Below are 17,111 nucleotides of genomic sequence, written 5' to 3' on the forward strand. Positions count from 1 at the left end.
GTTGCGCGTGCCGGCCCCGAAGCCCGGCACCGGGCCGTGCACCTCTTCCATCGGCCGCGAGAACTTGTCGGCCAGCGTCCAGGCCGAGGGAAAGCTGAGCGCGCCGGCGGCGAGGCGCCAGCCGCGCGCGTCGCGCCGCATCAGGATCAGGTCTTCGGCCACCAGCCGCGCCGCAAGGCGCAGCGGCGGGGTGTCCGAGGCCAGGTCGACGCTGCGGCCGGCCGGCAGGATGTCGAGGCGCTCGCCGGCGCGGCGATAGACCCCGGGGAAGCGGGCCGGCAGGTGCTCGGCCAGCAGGCGGAGCACTTCGGACTGACCCGCCTCGGTGCCCGGTTCGGCGGCGAACACCGCGTCGGACCGCTCGTCCTCGAGGCGGGCCTTCTCCGCCAGGTAGGCGGGCAGGCGCGCGTCGACGTCGATCCAGTCCTCCGGGTCGAGCGGACGGACACCGATCTGGAAGGCTTTCGGCAGCGGGACAGGCGCGGCGAGGGTCGACATGCCGGCAGCCTAGTGCATCGCCGGCCGGACGGAAACGCCGGCGGTCAGCCGAAGACGCGCCGGAACAGCAGCGCCAGCCCGCCCAGCACGAGGCCGGCGGTCAGCACCAGCCCGATCGGCAGCCAGGTCGACTCGCTCGGCTTGCGGGGCTGCAGGGCGGGCATGTCGGCGCCGCGCAAAGCACCCAGCTCGATCTGCACCGTCTCGAGGTGAAGGTCGTCGCCGGCCGCCCCCGACTCGGCTTTTGGTCCGGCCGAGGGCCGGCCGGCCCGCTCCGCTCCCCCGGCGGTGCCGGGGATCGGCACGCCCGCCGGGTCGTAGATGGCGGGGAGGGGTCCGATCCCGAACACCTCGATCTCGCGGCCGGTCGCGATGGCGGCGACCTGGCCGACCGCAACGGTCGTGCTGTGCCGGGTCGAGGTGTCCTCCACCGCGACAAGCCCGCGTGCCACGTCGACAGTGCCGCCGTTGGCGTCGGCGTTGACGGTGAAATGGGTGCCCTTGACCACGGCAGCGAAGAATTTCGTCCGCACCTCGAAGTGCTGCACGTCGCGGGCCTCGACGTCGACCTCGACATTGCCGCTGTCCTCATGGACGATGGTGTAGTCCTCGCCGTCCCGGTCCTCGATGCGGATCTGCGTGTCGTTGCCGAGCAGGATGGTCTGCTTGCCGCGCTGGAACTCGACCCGCCCGTTGGCGAGGGTGCGGACCGGACGATCGTCGGGGACCGCCTCGCCGCGATCGAGCGGCACCCAGGCGCCGTCGACCAGTTGCTCGACCGAGCCGCGCAGCTTGACCGCGATCCAGTCGTCGGCCAGCGCCGGCAGGGCGAGCGCGAGGCAGGCGAGCAGGGCGAGGCAGAGGCGGCGGCAGAGCATCGCGAGAATCCGGTGACTGAACTCTGCGGATTTCCGCCGCCGAAGATGAATGGAACGCTAACGCCGGCTTTGTTCTCGATTCGAAGTTAACGGTGTGTTGCGTCCCGGGCGGCCTTCGGCCGGTGCGTCAGGCCCCGGTGACCCGCCAGATGGCGTCGCCGACATCGTCGGCCACCAACAGCGAGCCGTCGGCCCCGATGGTCACCCCGACCGGCCGGCCATAGGACGACTTCTCGTCGGGCGCGAGGAAGCCGGTGAGGATCTCGCGGATCGGCCCGGACGGCCGGCCATCGGCGAACGGCACGAAGGCCACCCGGTAGCCCGACAGGTTGGAGCGGTTCCATGAGCCGTGCTGGCCGATCACCATGCCGTCGGGGAAGCCGGGCAGCGTGCCGGCCGGCAGCCAGCACAGGCCCAGCGACGCGGTGTGACCGCCGAGCGCGTAATCGGGCCGGATGGCGCTCGCCACCTTGGCCGGGTCCTGCCGGACGCGATCGTCGACCGTCTGGCCCCAGTAGCAGTAGGGCCAGCCGTAGAAGCCGCCGTCGCGGACCGAGGTCAGGTAGTCGGGCGGCGTTTCGTCGCCGATGCCGTCGCGCTCGTTGACGACGGTCCACAGCATGCCGGTGGTTGGCTCGAAGGCGAGGCCCACCGGGTTGCGCAGGCCGCCCGCGAAGATGCGCTGCGTCCCGGTGGCGAGGTCGAGCTCGTAGATGGCGGCACGGCCGACCTCGGCCTCGGCGCCGTTCTCGTCGATATTGCCCTTCGAGCCGACGCCGACGAAGAGCCTCTGGCCGTCGCGGCTCGCCAGCAGGCTGCGCGTCCAGTGCCCGCCGGTCTTGTATGTGGTCAGCCGCCGGCCGGGACCGCCGATCCGCGCCGCGGCCGGATCATAGGGGAATGCGAAGACGCCGTCGGTATTGCCGACATAGAAGCTGTCGCCGACCAGCTGCATGCCGAAGGGCTGGTTGAGGCCGTCGAGGAAGTCCTCGCGCACCTCCGCCGCCCCGTCGCCGTCGGCGTCGCGCAGGCAGATGATCTTGTTGGGGCTCGGGCCGAGCGCCGCGGCCCGCTTCATGGTGGCGTAGATGGCGAAGTCGAAGGCGCTGCGGATCGGCCCGGGCTGGGTCATCGATTCGGCGACGAGCACGTCGCCATTGGGCAGCACGTGCAGCCAGCGCGGGTGCTTGAGGCCGGTGGCGAAGGCATTGACCTTGAGTCCGGGCGCCGGGACCGGGGTCTGGCCGGGATCGAAGCCGCGGGCCGTCGGCATCTTGAGGGTCGGGACGGCCTGCGGCACGGCCGCGGGGATGGCGGGCTGCGGGCCGACGGCGGGCGTCGCCATGTCCTTGCCCCACCGGCGCATCAGGATGGCGCCCGCCCCGATCATGGCGACGATGCGCGCGAACATGTCTGTGAACCCCATGGGCTCCTCCCGCAAAGACAAATGGTGCGCGACGCTTTCCGAGGCCGGGCGCGCCGAACCGGCAAGAGGCCGCGGATAACCTTGACCGCGGCGCAGAGCAAGGCTTAGAACCCGGGCTCCACCCTCTCAGCAACCCCGCGACGTCGGAATTCAGGGCAAAATGGCCGGTAAAACTCTGTACGATAAGATCTGGGACGATCACCTTGTTCAGAACAACGAGGATGGAACCAGCCTTATTTACATCGACCGCCACCTGGTGCACGAGGTGACCAGCCCGCAGGCCTTCGAGGGGCTCAGGCTGAACGGTCGCAAGGTCCGGCATCCCGAGCGTACGCTCGCCGTGGTCGACCACAACGTGCCGACCACCGACCGCTCGCTGCCCAACCCGGATCCGGAAAGCGTCACGCAGATCGCGGCGCTGGCCGAGAACACCCGCGATTTCGGCATCGAGTACTACGATGCCTTCGACCGGCGGCAGGGGATCGTGCACATTGTCGGGCCGGAGCAGGGCTTCACGCTGCCCGGCATGACCATCGTGTGCGGCGACAGCCACACCTCGACGCACGGGGCCTTTGGTGCTCTTGCGCACGGCATCGGCACGTCGGAGGTCGAGCACGTGCTGGCCACCCAGACGCTGATCCAGCAGAAGGCCAAGAACATGCTGGTGCGGGTCGACGGCCAATTGCCGCCGGGCGTCACCGCCAAGGACATCATCCTCGCCATCATCGGCGAGATCGGCACGGCCGGCGGCACCGGCCACGTCATCGAGTTCGCCGGCGAGGCGATCCGGGCGCTGTCGATGGAAGGCCGCATGACGGTGTGCAACATGACCATCGAGGGCGGCGCCCGGGCCGGGCTGATCGCGCCGGACGAGAAGACCTTCGAGTATGTGAAGGGCCGTCCGCGCGCGCCCAAGGGTGCCGCGTTCGACCATGCGGTTCGGTACTGGAAGACGCTGAAGTCCGACGACGATGCGGTCTACGACAAGGTGGTGATCCTCGATGCCGCCAAGCTGCCGCCGATCGTCAGCTGGGGTTCGTCGCCCGAGGACGTGATCTCGGTCACCGGCGTCGTACCGAACCCGGACGACATCCAGGACCCCAACAAGCGTGCCTCCAAGTGGCGCGCTCTCGAGTATATGGGGCTCGAGCCTGGCACGAAGATCACCGACATCGCGGTGGAACGCGTCTTTCTCGGTTCTTGCACCAACGGCCGCATCGAGGACCTGCGCGCCGCGGCCAAGGTCGTCGCCGGCAAGAAGGTTGCCACGGGCGTCAATGCCATGGTGGTTCCCGGCTCCGGGCTGGTGAAGGAGCAGGCCGAGGCCGAGGGGCTCGACGTGATCTTCAAGGAGGCCGGCTTCGAGTGGCGCGAACCGGGGTGCTCGATGTGCCTCGCCATGAACCCCGACAAGCTCAAGCCGCACGAGCGTTGCGCCTCGACCTCGAACCGCAATTTCGAGGGCCGGCAGGGCTTCAAGGGCCGCACCCACCTCGTCTCGCCCGCCATGGCGGCGGCGGCGGCGATCGCGGGGCACTTCGTCGATATCCGCGAGTGGCAGTGAAGAACGGCAGTCGGCAATCGGCAACGGGCAATCGTCCCGGCGTCTCGGGACTGCCGACTGTCGACCGTCGGCGCGTGCCATGATCAATCCCTGGGCCGACCGCACCGCGCCCTCGCTCGATGATTTCGAAGAGATCGCGGCGGCGGCGTTTGCGGCGCTGCCGGAGGAGTTTCGCGCCTTGGCGGGGAACGTCCCCTGCGTGGTCGCCGAATTTCCGGACGAGGACACCATCCGGGAGATGGAGCTCGAGAGCGAGTTCGACATCCTGGGGCTGTTCCGCGGCGTCGGTTTGCCGCAGGGCGGGGCGCTGCCGCACACCGGGCAGATGCCCAACCAGGTGTGGCTGTATCGCCGTCCGATCCTCGACTACTGGGCCGAGAGCGAGGACGGCGAGACGCTGGGCGAAATCGTCACCCACGTGCTGGTGCACGAGATCGGCCACCATTTCGGCTTCTCGGACGAGGACATGGAAGCCCTCGAGGCGGCCGCCGAGCGCGACTAGTGGTCAGCCGCGCCGGTTGCCGTCGCGCGGCACGAACTCGAAATAGTCGTCGAGCACGCCCGGTCGCTCGTCCTCGACCAACAGGCCCAGGTTCTGCCCGTCGAACTCGACGAACCACTCGGACCAGTCGACGAGGTCGAGGCCGCCGGGGCGGTCGCCATACTGGTTCTCGCCGGCATTGAGCGCATACTGGTCGAAGACGATGCGCAGCACCGGATGGCCGCTGAGCGCCGTCGGCCGATCCTCGATGGCCGGGTTGCCGGAGCGGGCCACGGCCCACTGGCGGATCTCGTCGTGCTGGGTGAGGACCCGGGTCATCGCTCGCTTGTCTCCGTGCTGCTGTCAGGACTGCAATATGGCATGTCGCGGCGGGATTTTTGAGGTGGATCAGGCGCGCGGACGATCCCGCGCATTGCCCCGCGCCCGCCCGATGCTATCCCACCGAATGCGCGGCCGACTCAAGGGCCTTGTGCGCATGGGGGCAGCGACGTCCCGTTAACCTCTTCTTGTCAGCGTCGCACTAGTCTTGCGCGTCGTGCACCAAGGCCTTACCCGATGAGCGGCGCGAGCTTCATTCTCGCCATCAACCTGTTCATTGCCGCGCTCTTTGCGCTGGCATTCCTGCTGGTCGCGACCACCAATCGCACCGACCGGGTGGCCGGCTGGTTCGCGCTCGCCTACGTGTTCGGGCTCGCCTATGTCGGCAGCGAGTTCATCCTGCCGGTGCAGGGCGATCCGCGCTTTGCCTACACGGCCGGCTTCGCGGCCTTCTTCGGAGCGATGGCGTCGGTCACCATCGGCATCGCCCGGCGCTACCGGGCCTCGGTGCCCTATGTGCTGATCGGGGTCGTGGCGGTGGCCGGCCTCGCCGCCAACTGGCTGGCCTTCGAGCTGCCGCGGGCCTCGCAACTGCGGATGTTCACCTACCAGCTGCCCTTTGCGCTGATGCAGGGTCTGGCGGCGCTCGTCGTGCTGCGCAGCCGGAGACGCCAGCCGATGGATTTGGGGCTGATCGCGCTGTTCAGCCTCAGCGCCCTGCAGTTCCTCAGCAAGCCGCTGATCGCGCTGCTGACCGGCGGCTCGGGCGAAACGGCGGCCGACTACATCGTCACCACCTACGCGCTGTTCTCGCAGTCGCTGGGCGCGGTGCTGCAGGTGGCGACGGGACTGCTGATGCTGATGCTGCTGGTGCGCGACATGCTTGTCGAGATCACCGCCCGTTCCGAGACCGATCCGCTCTCGGGCCTGCTCAACCGCCGCGGCTTCGAGGACCGGGCGCTTGCCGCCCTGGCCCAGTCCGGCAGTGGCGGTGGCCCGGTCTCGCTGGTTACCTGCGACCTCGACAGCTTCAAGGCCATCAATGACAGCTTCGGGCACGATACCGGCGACGAGGTGATCATGGCGTTCGCGCGGCTCCTTGCCGAAGCCCCGCCGCCGCGCGCCATCATCAGCCGGATCGGCGGTGAGGAATTCGCCGTGCTGCTGCCCGGCACGCCGCTCGGCACCGCCCGACTCTATGCCGAGACCATCCGCGCCGCCTTCGCCGCCCTGCCGATTGCGGCGCTGCCGCAGCACATGCGCTGCACGGCGAGCTTCGGGGTGGCCGAATACGACCGCAGCGGCAGCCTGTCCGACCTCAGGCGACGGGCCGATGCGGCGCTCTATGTCAGCAAGCGCGCCGGGCGCGACCGCGTCAGCGTCGCGGCCGATCCGGCGCTCGACGCCATGCCGAGCCACCCGCTGAGGAACACGTCGCGATCGGCCTGAGGCGCCTCGGGCGAATCGGCGAACGGCCCTAATTGAGCCGCCGGCGCGCGATCAGCTCGAAGGCCGGCGCCCTGCGGTCGTCGACGCGCAGCGCCAGTTGCTGCCGGTCCAGCTCGGCGAACCAGGCGGCCCACGAGACCGGCGCCATGCCGTCGTCCTGGGTCGGCGTCTCGGTCGGCCGCCCGCGGTGGACGAAGTTCAGCGTCAGGCGCGCCCGAACCGTGCCGGTCCGGTCGGGAATGCGCCGGATCGCCGGCTGGCCGCGCCGGGCGGCAACCCAGGACTGGATATCGTGGTGGTCGGTCAAGGTATGGGTCGTCATCACAGGCCTCCCCTCTCAATCCGCAATGCCGTTCGAGGCGAATCGGTTCCGCCTCGGGGAGCAATGATCGGCGGCGAATGTGACGACTTTGCGGGGCTCAGTCGGTGAAGCGGGTGACGAGGCGGTAGCTCTCCAGCTCCTCGGGCGTGAGGTAGTAGAGCCGGTCGGGCGGGGTCTCGAGGGCGTGCAGCCACATTGCCGGGTCGACGCCGGTGGTGCCGAGGAAGCGGGTGATCACCGCGGTCGTCTTCTGCGCCCCGGCCATGGCGTCGCCGATGCCGGCGAGGCCGCCCTGCAGGGCGTCGGCAGTGGCCATGGCGTAGATCTGGTGCACGCCGATGGCCGCGGCCCGGGAGGCCAGGCGATGCTTGCCGCCGGCGAGCAGCAGCGGGCAGCTCGAGGCGCAGAGCGCACCGGCAGCCACGCTGGTGTCGTAGCCGCCGACCTCGATCAGGGCCCCGATCCTGACCGCGTCCTCGACCGAGCCGCCGGGCGAATCGAGCGCGATGCGCTTCACATATTCGCCGCGGGCCGCCAGTTCCGCCTCGACACGGGTGAAGCTGCCGGGGTCGATGGTGCCGGTCAGCGCCAGCACGCCGCCGGCACCGAGTTCGATCCGCAGCGGCTGGCGCAGCGCCTCGGGGTCGGTGGTGACGGCCGGGCCGGGCGGCGGGGTGGGGCGCGCCGGATCGAAGGCCGGCAGGATCGGCATGTCGGGCAGCGCCGCCTCGATGGCGCCGGCCGCCGAGAGCTCGCGCCAGTCGAGATAGAGCACCGCCGCGGTGCCGGCGAGCAGCACGAAGAAGGCCAGCGCGATCAGGGCGCCGTCGTCGGCGACGAAACGCCCGAGCGCGCTCCTCTGCCGCACGTCCGCCGCCGTCATCCGCGAGCCGGTCCGTCGCCGCGCTTGCGCCCGACATCGAGCGGGGTGACGGTGGCCTCGAGCGGCGGCGCCGGAGCTTCCGCCGCCGGATCGGCGGCGACCGCGGCCTCCGCCGCGTCGATCTCGGCGGGCGTCGGTTCGGGGCCGATGCGCATCTGCCGGTAGAGCGCCAGGGCGCGCAGCATCTCGGCGGCGCTCATCACCTCGGCGGCCTCCAGCGAGCCGGTCTCGCGCCGCATGGCGTCATTGACGATCATCAGCACGAGGACGAGGACCACTGGCAGCAGGTCGATCGAGATGGCGCCGGCCCAGGACGGGATGAAGTCGCTCCAGTAGCGCAGCACCGCCTCGGCCGAGGAGAGCGGCACGAAGCGGCGCGGCTCGACCTTGGGCTCGGCGAGGATCTCGTCGGCGGCCGCCGCGAGCGCCGTCGACTGCGCGGCGACGGAGGCCCGGACGTTGTCCATCACCTGGTCCTGGCGGACCACGAGGCCGGCATTGCTGCCATCGGCGACGGGCGCGATGAAGCCCAGCGACAGATCCTGCGCGGCCCGCTTGACCGACGGCGCGACGCCGGTTTCCTGCAGCGCGGCGACCACGGCGTTGAGTTCCACCACCTCGGCGGCGAAGGCGTCGGCGCGCGGCGCCACCTCGCCCGGCGCCGAGACCAGCTCGCGCATCTTGGCCAGGTGGGCGGACCCCTGCTCGAACAGCGCCGAGACCTCGTCGCGCGAGCCGGTGATGGTGCCGCCCAGTTCGTTCATCTGCGCGCTCATCTGGGTGAGCAGCTGCACCACCGAGCCCGAGCCGGTGGTGCCGGTGAGGGCGCCCGAGGACCGCTCGTCCTCGGCCAGCCGGGCAAAGCGATCGGCGGCGCGCTGCACGTCGGGCAGCAGCGACTGCGCCGAAAGCGCGTTGCCGTGGGCGCTGTCGAGATCGGCGACGTAGCCCTCGAGGGTGACGGCGAGGTGCTGCTCGAGCGCCGCCGAACCGGCGAGGGCGGCGGCATTGAGCCAGCTCGACATGGCGATGATCATCAGGCAGCCGAAGCCCATGGTGAGGAACAGCGCTGCCCGCTGCGTGCCGGAGATCACCAGCGGCACGAAGCGCAGCATGAAGCTCCAGAACGCGTAGATCGCCACCGAGACGGCGGCCGAGTAGATGATGGCGGCAAAGAACACGAAGGTGGCCGAACCATCGAGGATGCCGCGCACGCCCAGGTAGGTGTAGACGCCGGAGGCCAGCGCCAGCACGGCGAGGGAGAAGCGCGTCATCGTCTCGACGCCCTTGAGCGTGTCCCGCAGTCGGGCGGCGTTGTGTTTTCCGAGCATCTTCGATGTTTCCCTGCTTAACCACAGGTTAACAGAAGGATCGCGGCGCAAAAGCGGCAGCGCGTCAGCCGAGGCGGCGGAGCAGCCGGCCGACGCGCTTCTGCTTGGCCGGCGGCAGCCCCGGCAGCCGGGCCGCGAGGATGGCGCGGAAGCGTTCGCGCCGCGCCGCATCGATCACCGGCGCGGCGAATTCGGCATACATCGGGAACTGGTTGGCCGCCGCCGCCTCCAGCCGATCGAGCAGGATCGGCAGCGCCCGCTCGGGGTGCCCGGCCGCCGCAAGCCGCGCCAGCGTCGACATGGCATGGTCCCTGGCGATCACCGAGCCGCGGTCGGCGGCTGCGATCACCGCCGGCAGCGCCGCGAGGATCGTTTCGGGGCGGACCGGCGTGATCGTCGCGACGGCGTGCATGGCACCCCAAACCAGCCGGTTGTTGCGCGCCCCGAGCAGGCCGACGAAGGCATCGGCATGGCCGGCGATCTGCTCCGGGCGCAATTCACCCAGCTCGTAGAGCACCTTGATCGCGTCGCTGCGCTCGGCCGCGGTGCCGGCCTCGAGCAGCGCCACCAGTTCGGCGACGGCCTCCGCCGACGGTTCCGCCGCCAGTCGCCGGGCCAGCGCGATGTTCGGCTGCTCGTCGTTGCGCCCGAGCGCCGAGGCCAGCAGCGCGGCGACGCTCACGCGCCGACGGCGACGTCGAGGGCGAGGGTGATCATGTCCCGCAGCGAGCTCTGCCGTTCATCGGCGCTGAGTTCGGCCCTGGTGATCAGGCAGTCGGTCATGGTGCAGATGGCGAGCGCCTTGCGGTCGAACCGCGCTGCGAGCGTGTAGAGCGCCGCGGCCTCCATCTCGACCCCGAGGATGCCGTGCGCCGGCAGCCGGCCATAGCCGGCGAGGCCCGGCTCGAGATGATAGAAGATGTCCGAGCTCAGCATGTTGCCGACGTGGTAGGCGAGCCCGGCCTTCTCGGCGCGCTCGACGCTGGAACGCAGGAGGCCGAAATCGGCGAGCGGGGCGAAGGCGAAGGGGGCGAAGCCGTCCTTGACGATGCCCGAATCGGTCGAGGCGCCCTGGGCGATGATCAGGTCGCGCACCTTCACCCGGGCATTGAGCCCGCCGGCGGTGCCGACGCGGATGAGCTTCTGTACGCCGTAGACGTTGATCAGCTCGTGCACGTAGATCGACAGCGAGGGCTGTCCCATGCCGGTCGCCTGCACCGAGACGGGCTTGCCCTTCCAGGTGCCGGTGAAGCCCAGGCAGTTGCGTACGGCGTTCACCTGGCGGGGGGACTCGAAGAAGGTCTCGGCCACCCACCTCGCCCGCAGCGGGTCTCCGGGCAGCAGGACGGCTTCGGCATAGTCGCCGGGCTTGGCGTGATTGTGCGGCGTCATCGGGTGGTTCCTCGCGGCTGATCGGGGCAGTCAAACCCTTTGCAGCGTCCGGCCGCAACCCCTATATCTCGCCGCGCACTGGGCCCCGCAGCCGGGAGAGACGGATATGGTCGCAAAGGTTTTCATCGATGGCGAGGCGGGGACCACCGGGCTGCAGATCCGCGAGCGGCTGGCCGGACGGCGCGACCTCGAGGTGCTGTCGATCGCGCTCGACAAGCGTAAGGACATCGACGAGCGCAAGCGCCTGCTCAACGCGGCCGACGTCGCCATCCTCTGCCTGCCGGACGATGCGGCCAAGGAGAGCGTGGCTCTGATCGAGAACGAGCGGACGCGGATCATCGATGCCTCGACCGCGCACCGCGTCGCCGAGGGCTGGGCCTACGGCTTTGCCGAGATGGACCCGCGGCAGCCGGCGCTGATCGCGGCGGCGCGGCGCGTCGCCAATCCCGGCTGCTGGCCGCAGGGGGCGATTGCGACGCTCAGGCCGCTGATCGAGGGCGGCCTGCTGCCGGCGGACTATCCGGTGAGCGTGCACGGCATTTCCGGCTATAGCGGCGGCGGCAAGGCAATGATCGCCGACTACGAGCAGGCGGGCGCGGGCGCCAACCCGTTCATGCTCTATGGCCTCACCTTCAAGCACAAGCACCTGCCGGAGCTGCAGCGCTTTGCGCTGCTGACGCACAGCCCGCTGTTCAGCCCGGCGGTGGGCGATTTCGCCCAGGGGATGGTCACCGTGGTGCCGCTGCAGCTGTGGACGCTCGACAAGATTCCGACGGGGCGGGACCTGCATGCCGCCATCTCCGACCATTTCGCCGCGATCCGCGGGGGCTTCGTCTCGGTGGCGCCCTATGCCGAGGAAGAGCGCTCGGCCGAGCTCAACCCCGAGCGCTTCAACAACACCAACAGCATGCGGCTGCATGTCTTTGCCAACGATGCGCGGGCGCAGGCGAGCCTCGTCGCCGTCTACGACAACCTGGGCAAGGGCGCATCCGGCGCGGCGGTGCAGAACCTCAACCTGATGCTCGGCGTGCCGGCCGATACCAGCCTTTCGGCCTGAACGCGGCGACGCGCTTGCCTCCGGCGCCGTCCGGTCGCATGATCGGGGCGGTGCAGACGGAGTTCATCAGATGGCGGACGACGGTTCGGTCGGGGCGGTGCTGGCCTATTGCGACGGATTTCCGCTCGACAAGTTCAAGCCGGGCGACGTGTTGCTCGCCGAGGGGCCGGCGACCGACCGGATGTTCATCCTCGCGGCCGGCGAGGTCGAGGTGATGCGCGGCGACACGCAGGTTGCCGCCATCGCCATGCCCGGCGCCATCTTCGGGGAGATCGCTGCGCTGCTCGGCGGCCGCCATACCGCCACCGTGCGCGCCGTCACCGAGGTCACCGCCTTCCGCGTCGAGAATGCCCGCGCCCTGCTGCAGAGCCACCGCGAGATCAGCTTCCACGTCTCCTCGATCCTCGCCCGCCGGCTCACCGACGCCACCACCTATCTCGCCGACCTGAAGCGCCAGTTCGCCGATCGCGCCGATCATCTGGGCATGGTCGACGAGGTGCTCGACGCCCTGGTGCAGCGCCAGCGCCCGGCGGTCAGCACCGGCTCGGCGCTCAAGGCCGACCCGCGGCTCTAGGCGCGGCGGGGTCAGGCCGCGATGCCGACGGCCCGGACCAACGGCCGGGCCGGCGACAGCCGTCGCGCCTCGAGGAAGGCCGCCAGCGGCAGCGGCCGCCCGAACAGCCATCCCTGGCCCATTTCGACGCCGGTCGCCAGCAGCCGGTCGCGTTGAGCCTCGGTCTCGACGCCCTCGGCGATCACCTTGAGGCCGCGGGCGTGCGCCAGCCCGATGATGTGATCGAGGATCTCGGCGCCCGGCCCGCGGCGGACGGCGTTGCCGACGAAGGCCCGGTCGATCTTGATGTAGTCGAGGGTCAGCGCGTCGAGGTAGGCGAGGTTGGAATAGCCGATGCCGAAATCGTCGGAGCCGACCAGGTAGCCCAGCCGGCGCAGGTGCTCGATGGCCTGGGCCAGTTCGGGCGAGCTGGCGTCCTCCCGCTCGGTCAGCTCGAGGTGCACGGCGTGCGGCGCGACGCTGTTGAGATGGCACAGCCGCCCGAGGGTCTTGGCGAAGTGGGGGCCGCGCAGGTCGGCCGGCGCGATGTTGATGCCGATGAAGAAGCCGCCGGGCTCGCGGGTCAGGGCGCTGAGCTCTCGCAGCGCCGTTTCGCAGACATGCTCGGTGATGGCGCCGATCAGCCCGTGCTGCTCGGCGATCGGGATGAAGACGTCGGGCGGCACCGATTCGCCGTTCGAGCGATGCCAGCGCGCCAGCGCCTCGACGCCGACCCAGCGGCCGGTCCTGAGCTCGACGATGGGCTGGTAGACTACCGCGATCTCGCCGCGGGCGATGCCGGCGCGCAGCAGCGCCGGGAGCGAGGCGCGGCTGGTGCCCAGCCGGTGCACGAGATAGCCGGCGCCGCCGGCAACGATCGCGCCGATCGACAGGAACAGCCACAGGTTGCGTGCGAGGTCGTCGCCGATGGCACTCGCCGGCACGGCGGCATAGCTGAAATAGTCCCACCGGCTGCTCGACCTGACCGCCACCAGCAGCTCGCCGACCTGCAGCACCTGCTCGCCCCTCGGCGGCAGGGCGAGGCGTGACCAGTCGATCGATGCGTCTCCCGATTGCAGCAGCGGCTGCCGCGAGGATCTGCCGACGATGCCGGCGCTCGGGCTGTCTTGCCCGCTGAGCATGAAGACCAGCCCCGGATGGACGAAAGCGGTGTAGCCTGCCGGGTCGGTGACGATCAGCACCGGGGTGCCGGGGGCCATGGGCAGTTCGCCCTGCGGCCGCAGGGCATGGCCGGTCTCGCTGACGATGGCGGGCGGCCCCATGTCATAGGTGCGCCGGTCGTCGAGCGAGGAACAGATCAGGCGGTTGCCGAGGGCGTAGCCCACCCCCTGCAGCAGGCTGGAGCCGAGGTCGATGCGGCGCATGGCCTCGACGCCTGCCACCGAGCACATCCGGCTCGGCCCGAAGCTAGCCAGTTCGGTGAAGGCCGAGATCATCTGGGCGCTGGTCTGTTCGCCGCGCTCGAGCACGACTTCGGCGAGGACGCGGGCCCGGTCGGAGAGGGCGGTGGCGGCCTGCCAATAGGCCAGCGCGGCGGCGATGGCGAGCGGGACCAATGCCGCGAGGATGCAGGGCAGCCACCTTTTCACCGAAGCCAAGTCCGCCTCCGCCGGGGAGCCCGGACGATAGGGCGCAGGGGATTAACAAGCCGCCAGCGCGCAAGACAAACCCAACCTTGCCGCCGCCCCTCGCATTTGCGCGTAGGCTGGGCGTGCGGATCGTTCGGCCGAACCCCCGGCGGGCGGGGACAGTCCGTTCAGAAAGGTGACCGAAGATGGCGAAGGACGACATATTTCTATTTGTCTTCAATTGCTTAGAGTCGGTGAGAATGTGGCGGAACGTGTCGCCGGCCTTTCCGCCCGGTGCACGCCACCCGGGGCCTAGCCCTCTCAGTCGAGCGTCTGGCGGTAGCGCAGCATGGCGATGATCGAGATGACGACGAGGATGATCGCCAGCGCCCAGAGGTCGCCGGTGACATCGGGCAGACCGCCGCCCTTCAGCATCACCTTGCGCACCAGCCGGAGGAAGTGCGTGGCGGGGACGCCGGTGCCGAGCGCCTGGGCCCAGCCGGGCATGCCGGCGAAGGGGAACATGAAGCCCGAGAGCAGGATCGAGGGCAGGATGGTGAAGAAGCTCAGCTGCATCGCCTGCATCTGGTTGCGCGCCATGGTCGAGATCAGGAAGCCGAGCGCCAGATTGACGATGATGAACAGGTTGAAGCCGACGATGAAGGCGAGAGGGCTGCCCTCGAACGGCACGCCGAACACCAGCCGGGCAGCGGCGAGGAAGACGCCGGTCTGCACGTAGCCGACGAACACATAGGGCAGGATCTTGCCCAGCATCACCTCGAGCGGGGTGACCGGGGTGGCGATCAGCATCTCCATGGTGCCGCGTTCGCTTTCCTTGACGATGGCGACGGCGGTGATCAGCACCATGGTCATGGAGAGGATGATGGCGAGCAGGCCCGGCACGATGTTGGTCGAGGTGCGGCCCTCGGGATTGTACTCGCGGTGCACGATGACGGAGAAGGCCGGGGCGGCGCCCGGCCGCGCCAGCGGACCGGTGAGCGTCTCGGCGATGGCGACGTTGACGATGCCCGACAGCGCCGCGACGGCGCCGCCGGTGGCGGAAGGGTCGGAGGCATCGGCGGCGACGAGGAGCTCCGGCGCGCGGCCGCGCACCACGCCGCGCTCGAAACCGGGCGGGATGACGATGACGAAATTGGCATCGCCGCGCCGCAACGCCTCCTCGCCGGCCGCGGTGCCGGCGACGACGCCGGAGAAGTCGAAATAGGAGGAGTTCTGCATGCCGGCGATCACGGCGCGGCTGATCGGCCCGTTGTCGCCCAGTTCGACCAGCGTCGGCAGGTGGCGCGGGTCGGCGTTGATGGCGAAGCCGAACAGCATCAGCTGCACGATGGGCAGCCCGATCATCATGCCGAAGGTGATGTGATCGCGGCGCATCTGGATGAATTCCTTGAACAGCACCGCAAGGAACCGGCTCAGGGAGATACTGCTCATGCCGCGGCCTCGATGCCGTTGCCGTTGAAGTTGTCGCGCGCGCCGGCCATCAGGTAGATGAATGCCTCCTCGAGGCCGGCCACCTGCAGGCTCCAGCGATGCGTGCCCTCGGCCTCGAGTGCGGCGACGCTGGCCCGCAGCGCCGCCTTGTCGGTGCCCGAGACATGCAGCACGGTGCCGAAGCGGGCGACCTGCTCGACGCCGGGCAGGGTCTTCAGCCGCGCCTCGAGGGCGGGCAGCCCCTCACCCTCGACGCGCCAGGTCTCGAGCCCGACAAGCTCGGGAATGCGGCCCGAGGGGCCGTCGATCAGCTTCTTGCCGTAGGCGATGTAGGTGATGAAGTCGCACTGCACCGCCTCGTCCATGTAGTGGGTGGAGACCAGCACGGTGACGCCCAGCGCCGAAAGCCGCCGGATCTCGTCCCAGAAGTCGCGCCGCGCCTTGGGATCGACGCCGGCCGTCGGCTCGTCGAGCAGCAGCAGCCTGGGTTCGTGCAGCAGGCAGGCGGCGAGCGCCAGCCGCTGCTTCCAGCCGCCCGAGAGCGTGCCGGCGAGCTGGCGGGAGCGATTGGCGAGGCCCAGTTCGTCGAGCGCCCGGTCGACCCGTTCGCGGCGCCGGTCCATGCGGTACATGCGGGCGACGAAATCGAGGTTCTCGCGGATCGACAGGTCCTCGTAGAGCGAGAACTTCTGCGTCATGTAGCCGACCTTCTCCTTGATCCGCACCGGCTCGCGCCTCAGGTCGAAGCCGAGGCAGCTGCCCTCGCCGGCATCGGCGGTGAGCAGCCCGCACAGGATGCGGATCGTCGTGGTCTTGCCCGAGCCGTTCGGGCCGAGAAAGCCATAGATGGCGCCCTTCGGCACGCGGATGTCGAACCTGTCGACCACCAGCTTGCCGCCGAACGACTTGCTCAGCCCCCGGACGTCGATGACGTATTCGGGGCTCACTCGAGCCGCTCCAGCGTCACCGGCTGGCCGGGCAGCAGGCGGCTGCCGGCCTCGACCACCGCCTCGGCGAGAAAGCTCAGGCGCTGCCGCTCGTCGCGCGAGTAGATCACCGGCGGGGTGAACTGCGGGTCGGAGGCGAAGTGATCGATGCGGGCCTCTATCCCCGCCGCGCAGCCGTCGCAACTGACCCTTACGCGGTCGCCGAGGGCGAAGCCCTGCCGCTCGGCCTCGGGCAGGTAGAAGCGGACCTTGAGCGCATCCTCCGGCAGGAGCGACAGCACCGGCGTGCCGGCGCCGGCCGTCTCGCCCGGATCGAAGAACAGCCGTTCGACGCGGCCCGCCACCGGCGCCACGACCTTGCGGTCGGCCAGATCGTAGCGGGCCTTCTCGGCGTCGGCGCGGGCCGCCGCCAGGTTCGCCTCGGCCTGCAGCTGCTGGGCATCGCGGGCCGGCAGCTCGGCCACCTTGAGCTGCGCCTGCAACTGCCGGACCGCCGCTTCCGCGCTGGCTAGCGTGGTACGGTCGATGTCGAGCTTGCTCTGCGGCACGAGGCCCTCGGCGAACAGCAGCCCGCTTCGCGCCGACGTCTCGCGGGCCAGGCTCAGGTCTGCCTCGGCCTTCTGCAGGCTGGCGCGGATGACGGCGATCTCGTCGCTGCGACCGCCGGTGCTGAGGTTCTCGAGATTGGCCCGGGCGGCGTCGACGCGGGCCTCGGCGGCGGCGAGCAGGGCGGCCTGCTGGTCGCTCTTGAGCACGAAGAGCACCTGCCCGGGCACGACCGTGTCGCCCTCGCGCACCCCGAACGTCGCGATCTGTCCGGCGCCGGCGGGGGCGACATAGACATACTCGGCCTCCGCATAGCCGTTGTAGCGTGGCGGCTCGGAGGCACCGAGGCCCGGCAGCAGGACGCCGAACAGGCCGACAAACCAGGCGAAGAACTCGTTCATCTT

The 17,111-nt window shown here is 70.0% G+C and carries 18 protein-coding genes; 5 read left to right on the forward strand and 13 right to left on the reverse strand.

Annotated elements, in window-relative coordinates:
* The 3 genes from ACE3TU_RS02425 to ACE3TU_RS02435 all read right to left on the reverse strand — a co-directional run.
* Window positions 1–498 (reverse strand): heme-dependent oxidative N-demethylase subunit alpha family protein (locus tag ACE3TU_RS02425; RefSeq protein WP_374619770.1); only part of this gene is annotated, 498 nt, incomplete at its 3' end.
* Window positions 499–542: 44 nt separating this feature from the next.
* Window positions 543–1,376 (reverse strand): FecR domain-containing protein, encoded by an 834-nt coding sequence (locus ACE3TU_RS02430; RefSeq protein WP_374619773.1) that lies wholly within the window; start codon window positions 1,374–1,376, stop codon window positions 543–545.
* A gap of 127 nt (window positions 1,377–1,503) precedes the next feature.
* Window positions 1,504–2,802, reverse strand: a complete 1,299-nt coding sequence (locus ACE3TU_RS02435; protein ID WP_374619775.1) for a sorbosone dehydrogenase family protein — start codon at window positions 2,800–2,802, stop codon at window positions 1,504–1,506.
* Window positions 2,803–2,962: 160 nt separating this feature from the next.
* Here ACE3TU_RS02435 and leuC point away from each other — a divergent pair, with 160 nt between their 5' ends.
* Window positions 2,963–4,366, forward strand: a complete 1,404-nt coding sequence (leuC, locus tag ACE3TU_RS02440; protein WP_374619778.1) for a 3-isopropylmalate dehydratase large subunit — start codon at window positions 2,963–2,965, stop codon at window positions 4,364–4,366.
* A 79-nt stretch (window positions 4,367–4,445) separates the two neighbouring features.
* Complete coding sequence (locus ACE3TU_RS02445; protein WP_374619781.1) at window positions 4,446–4,868, forward strand: metallopeptidase family protein; 423 nt, start codon at window positions 4,446–4,448, stop codon at window positions 4,866–4,868.
* Window positions 4,869–4,871: 3 nt separating this feature from the next.
* On the opposite strand, the gene ACE3TU_RS02450 is transcribed toward ACE3TU_RS02445, so the two are convergent.
* Window positions 4,872–5,186 carry a hypothetical protein gene (locus ACE3TU_RS02450; RefSeq protein ID WP_374619783.1) on the reverse strand — a complete coding sequence of 105 codons (315 nt, stop codon included), beginning with the start codon at window positions 5,184–5,186 and terminating at the stop codon, window positions 4,872–4,874.
* A gap of 237 nt (window positions 5,187–5,423) precedes the next feature.
* Between ACE3TU_RS02450 and ACE3TU_RS02455 the strand changes: the two genes are divergently transcribed.
* The gene (locus ACE3TU_RS02455; protein WP_374619786.1) at window positions 5,424–6,635 is read left to right on the forward strand and encodes a diguanylate cyclase domain-containing protein; all 1,212 of its coding nucleotides are present in this window, start codon (window positions 5,424–5,426) and stop codon (window positions 6,633–6,635) included.
* A gap of 28 nt (window positions 6,636–6,663) precedes the next feature.
* Here the strand turns inward: ACE3TU_RS02455 and ACE3TU_RS02460 are convergent, their stop codons facing one another.
* The 5 genes from ACE3TU_RS02460 to deoD all read right to left on the reverse strand — a co-directional run bounded on the left by ACE3TU_RS02460 (window position 6,664) and on the right by deoD (window position 10,563).
* Window positions 6,664–6,957 carry a hypothetical protein gene (locus ACE3TU_RS02460; protein WP_374619789.1) on the reverse strand — a complete coding sequence of 98 codons (294 nt, stop codon included), beginning with the start codon at window positions 6,955–6,957 and terminating at the stop codon, window positions 6,664–6,666.
* A gap of 97 nt (window positions 6,958–7,054) precedes the next feature.
* Complete coding sequence (locus tag ACE3TU_RS02465) at window positions 7,055–7,840, reverse strand: hypothetical protein (RefSeq protein ID WP_374619792.1); 786 nt, start codon at window positions 7,838–7,840, stop codon at window positions 7,055–7,057.
* A complete protein-coding gene (locus ACE3TU_RS02470) occupies window positions 7,837–9,171 on the reverse strand; it encodes a hypothetical protein (RefSeq protein ID WP_374619795.1) in 1,335 nt (444 codons plus the stop codon). The genes ACE3TU_RS02465 and ACE3TU_RS02470 overlap by 4 nt, the downstream gene beginning before the upstream one ends.
* Before the next feature lie 64 nt (window positions 9,172–9,235).
* Window positions 9,236–9,853: a hypothetical protein gene (locus tag ACE3TU_RS02475; protein WP_374619798.1), complete on the reverse strand. Its 618-nt coding sequence runs from the start codon at window positions 9,851–9,853 to the stop codon at window positions 9,236–9,238.
* Complete coding sequence (deoD, locus tag ACE3TU_RS02480; protein ID WP_374619800.1) at window positions 9,850–10,563, reverse strand: purine-nucleoside phosphorylase; 714 nt, start codon at window positions 10,561–10,563, stop codon at window positions 9,850–9,852. The genes ACE3TU_RS02475 and deoD overlap by 4 nt, the downstream gene beginning before the upstream one ends.
* Window positions 10,564–10,669: 106 nt before the next feature.
* Between deoD and argC the strand changes: the two genes are divergently transcribed.
* Together argC and ACE3TU_RS02490 are read left to right on the forward strand one after the other, a co-directional pair.
* The gene (gene argC, locus ACE3TU_RS02485; protein ID WP_374619803.1) at window positions 10,670–11,620 is read left to right on the forward strand and encodes an N-acetyl-gamma-glutamyl-phosphate reductase; all 951 of its coding nucleotides are present in this window, start codon (window positions 10,670–10,672) and stop codon (window positions 11,618–11,620) included.
* Between the two features lie 70 nt (window positions 11,621–11,690).
* Complete coding sequence (locus ACE3TU_RS02490) at window positions 11,691–12,194, forward strand: cyclic nucleotide-binding domain-containing protein (RefSeq protein ID WP_374619805.1); 504 nt, start codon at window positions 11,691–11,693, stop codon at window positions 12,192–12,194.
* Between the two features lie 11 nt (window positions 12,195–12,205).
* Here the strand turns inward: ACE3TU_RS02490 and ACE3TU_RS02495 are convergent, their stop codons facing one another.
* From ACE3TU_RS02495 to ACE3TU_RS02510, 4 genes are all read right to left on the reverse strand, one after another.
* The gene (locus ACE3TU_RS02495) at window positions 12,206–13,783 is read right to left on the reverse strand and encodes an EAL domain-containing protein (RefSeq protein WP_374619851.1); all 1,578 of its coding nucleotides are present in this window, start codon (window positions 13,781–13,783) and stop codon (window positions 12,206–12,208) included.
* A 300-nt stretch (window positions 13,784–14,083) separates the two neighbouring features.
* Window positions 14,084–15,214: an ABC transporter permease gene (locus tag ACE3TU_RS02500; protein ID WP_374619808.1), complete on the reverse strand. Its 1,131-nt coding sequence runs from the start codon at window positions 15,212–15,214 to the stop codon at window positions 14,084–14,086.
* Window positions 15,211–16,161 (reverse strand): ABC transporter ATP-binding protein, encoded by a 951-nt coding sequence (locus tag ACE3TU_RS02505; protein ID WP_374619810.1) that lies wholly within the window; start codon window positions 16,159–16,161, stop codon window positions 15,211–15,213. The genes ACE3TU_RS02500 and ACE3TU_RS02505 overlap by 4 nt, the downstream gene beginning before the upstream one ends.
* Window positions 16,158–17,108: an HlyD family secretion protein gene (locus ACE3TU_RS02510; RefSeq protein ID WP_374619812.1), complete on the reverse strand. Its 951-nt coding sequence runs from the start codon at window positions 17,106–17,108 to the stop codon at window positions 16,158–16,160. Before ACE3TU_RS02510 ends, ACE3TU_RS02505 begins: the two co-directional genes overlap by 4 nt.
* Window positions 17,109–17,111 lie beyond the last annotated feature (3 nt).

It is taken from the genome of Devosia sp., assembly GCF_041917035.1.
GTDB lineage: Bacteria > Pseudomonadota > Alphaproteobacteria > Rhizobiales > Devosiaceae > Devosia_A.

Excerpts from the sequence above, each read along its gene's own strand:
- ACE3TU_RS02465 (WP_374619792.1), bottom strand. The coding sequence starts at position 7,840 with ATGACGGCGGCGGACGTGCGGCAGAGGAGCGCGCTCGGGCGTTTCGTC.
- ACE3TU_RS02460 (WP_374619789.1), bottom strand. The coding sequence starts at position 6,957 with ATGACGACCCATACCTTGACCGACCACCACGATATCCAGTCCTGGGTT.
- ACE3TU_RS02500 (WP_374619808.1), bottom strand. The coding sequence starts at position 15,214 with ATGAGCAGTATCTCCCTGAGCCGGTTCCTTGCGGTGCTGTTCAAGGAA.
- leuC (WP_374619778.1), top strand. The coding sequence starts at position 2,963 with ATGGCCGGTAAAACTCTGTACGATAAGATCTGGGACGATCACCTTGTT.
- ACE3TU_RS02510 (WP_374619812.1), bottom strand. The coding sequence starts at position 17,108 with ATGAACGAGTTCTTCGCCTGGTTTGTCGGCCTGTTCGGCGTCCTGCTG.
- ACE3TU_RS02430 (WP_374619773.1), bottom strand. The coding sequence starts at position 1,376 with ATGCTCTGCCGCCGCCTCTGCCTCGCCCTGCTCGCCTGCCTCGCGCTC.
- argC (WP_374619803.1), top strand. The coding sequence starts at position 10,670 with ATGGTCGCAAAGGTTTTCATCGATGGCGAGGCGGGGACCACCGGGCTG.
- ACE3TU_RS02470 (WP_374619795.1), bottom strand. The coding sequence starts at position 9,171 with ATGCTCGGAAAACACAACGCCGCCCGACTGCGGGACACGCTCAAGGGC.
- ACE3TU_RS02450 (WP_374619783.1), bottom strand. The coding sequence starts at position 5,186 with ATGACCCGGGTCCTCACCCAGCACGACGAGATCCGCCAGTGGGCCGTG.
- ACE3TU_RS02455 (WP_374619786.1), top strand. The coding sequence starts at position 5,424 with ATGAGCGGCGCGAGCTTCATTCTCGCCATCAACCTGTTCATTGCCGCG.
- ACE3TU_RS02490 (WP_374619805.1), top strand. The coding sequence starts at position 11,691 with ATGGCGGACGACGGTTCGGTCGGGGCGGTGCTGGCCTATTGCGACGGA.
- ACE3TU_RS02435 (WP_374619775.1), bottom strand. The coding sequence starts at position 2,802 with ATGGGGTTCACAGACATGTTCGCGCGCATCGTCGCCATGATCGGGGCG.
- deoD (WP_374619800.1), bottom strand. The coding sequence starts at position 10,563 with ATGACGCCGCACAATCACGCCAAGCCCGGCGACTATGCCGAAGCCGTC.
- ACE3TU_RS02445 (WP_374619781.1), top strand. The coding sequence starts at position 4,446 with ATGATCAATCCCTGGGCCGACCGCACCGCGCCCTCGCTCGATGATTTC.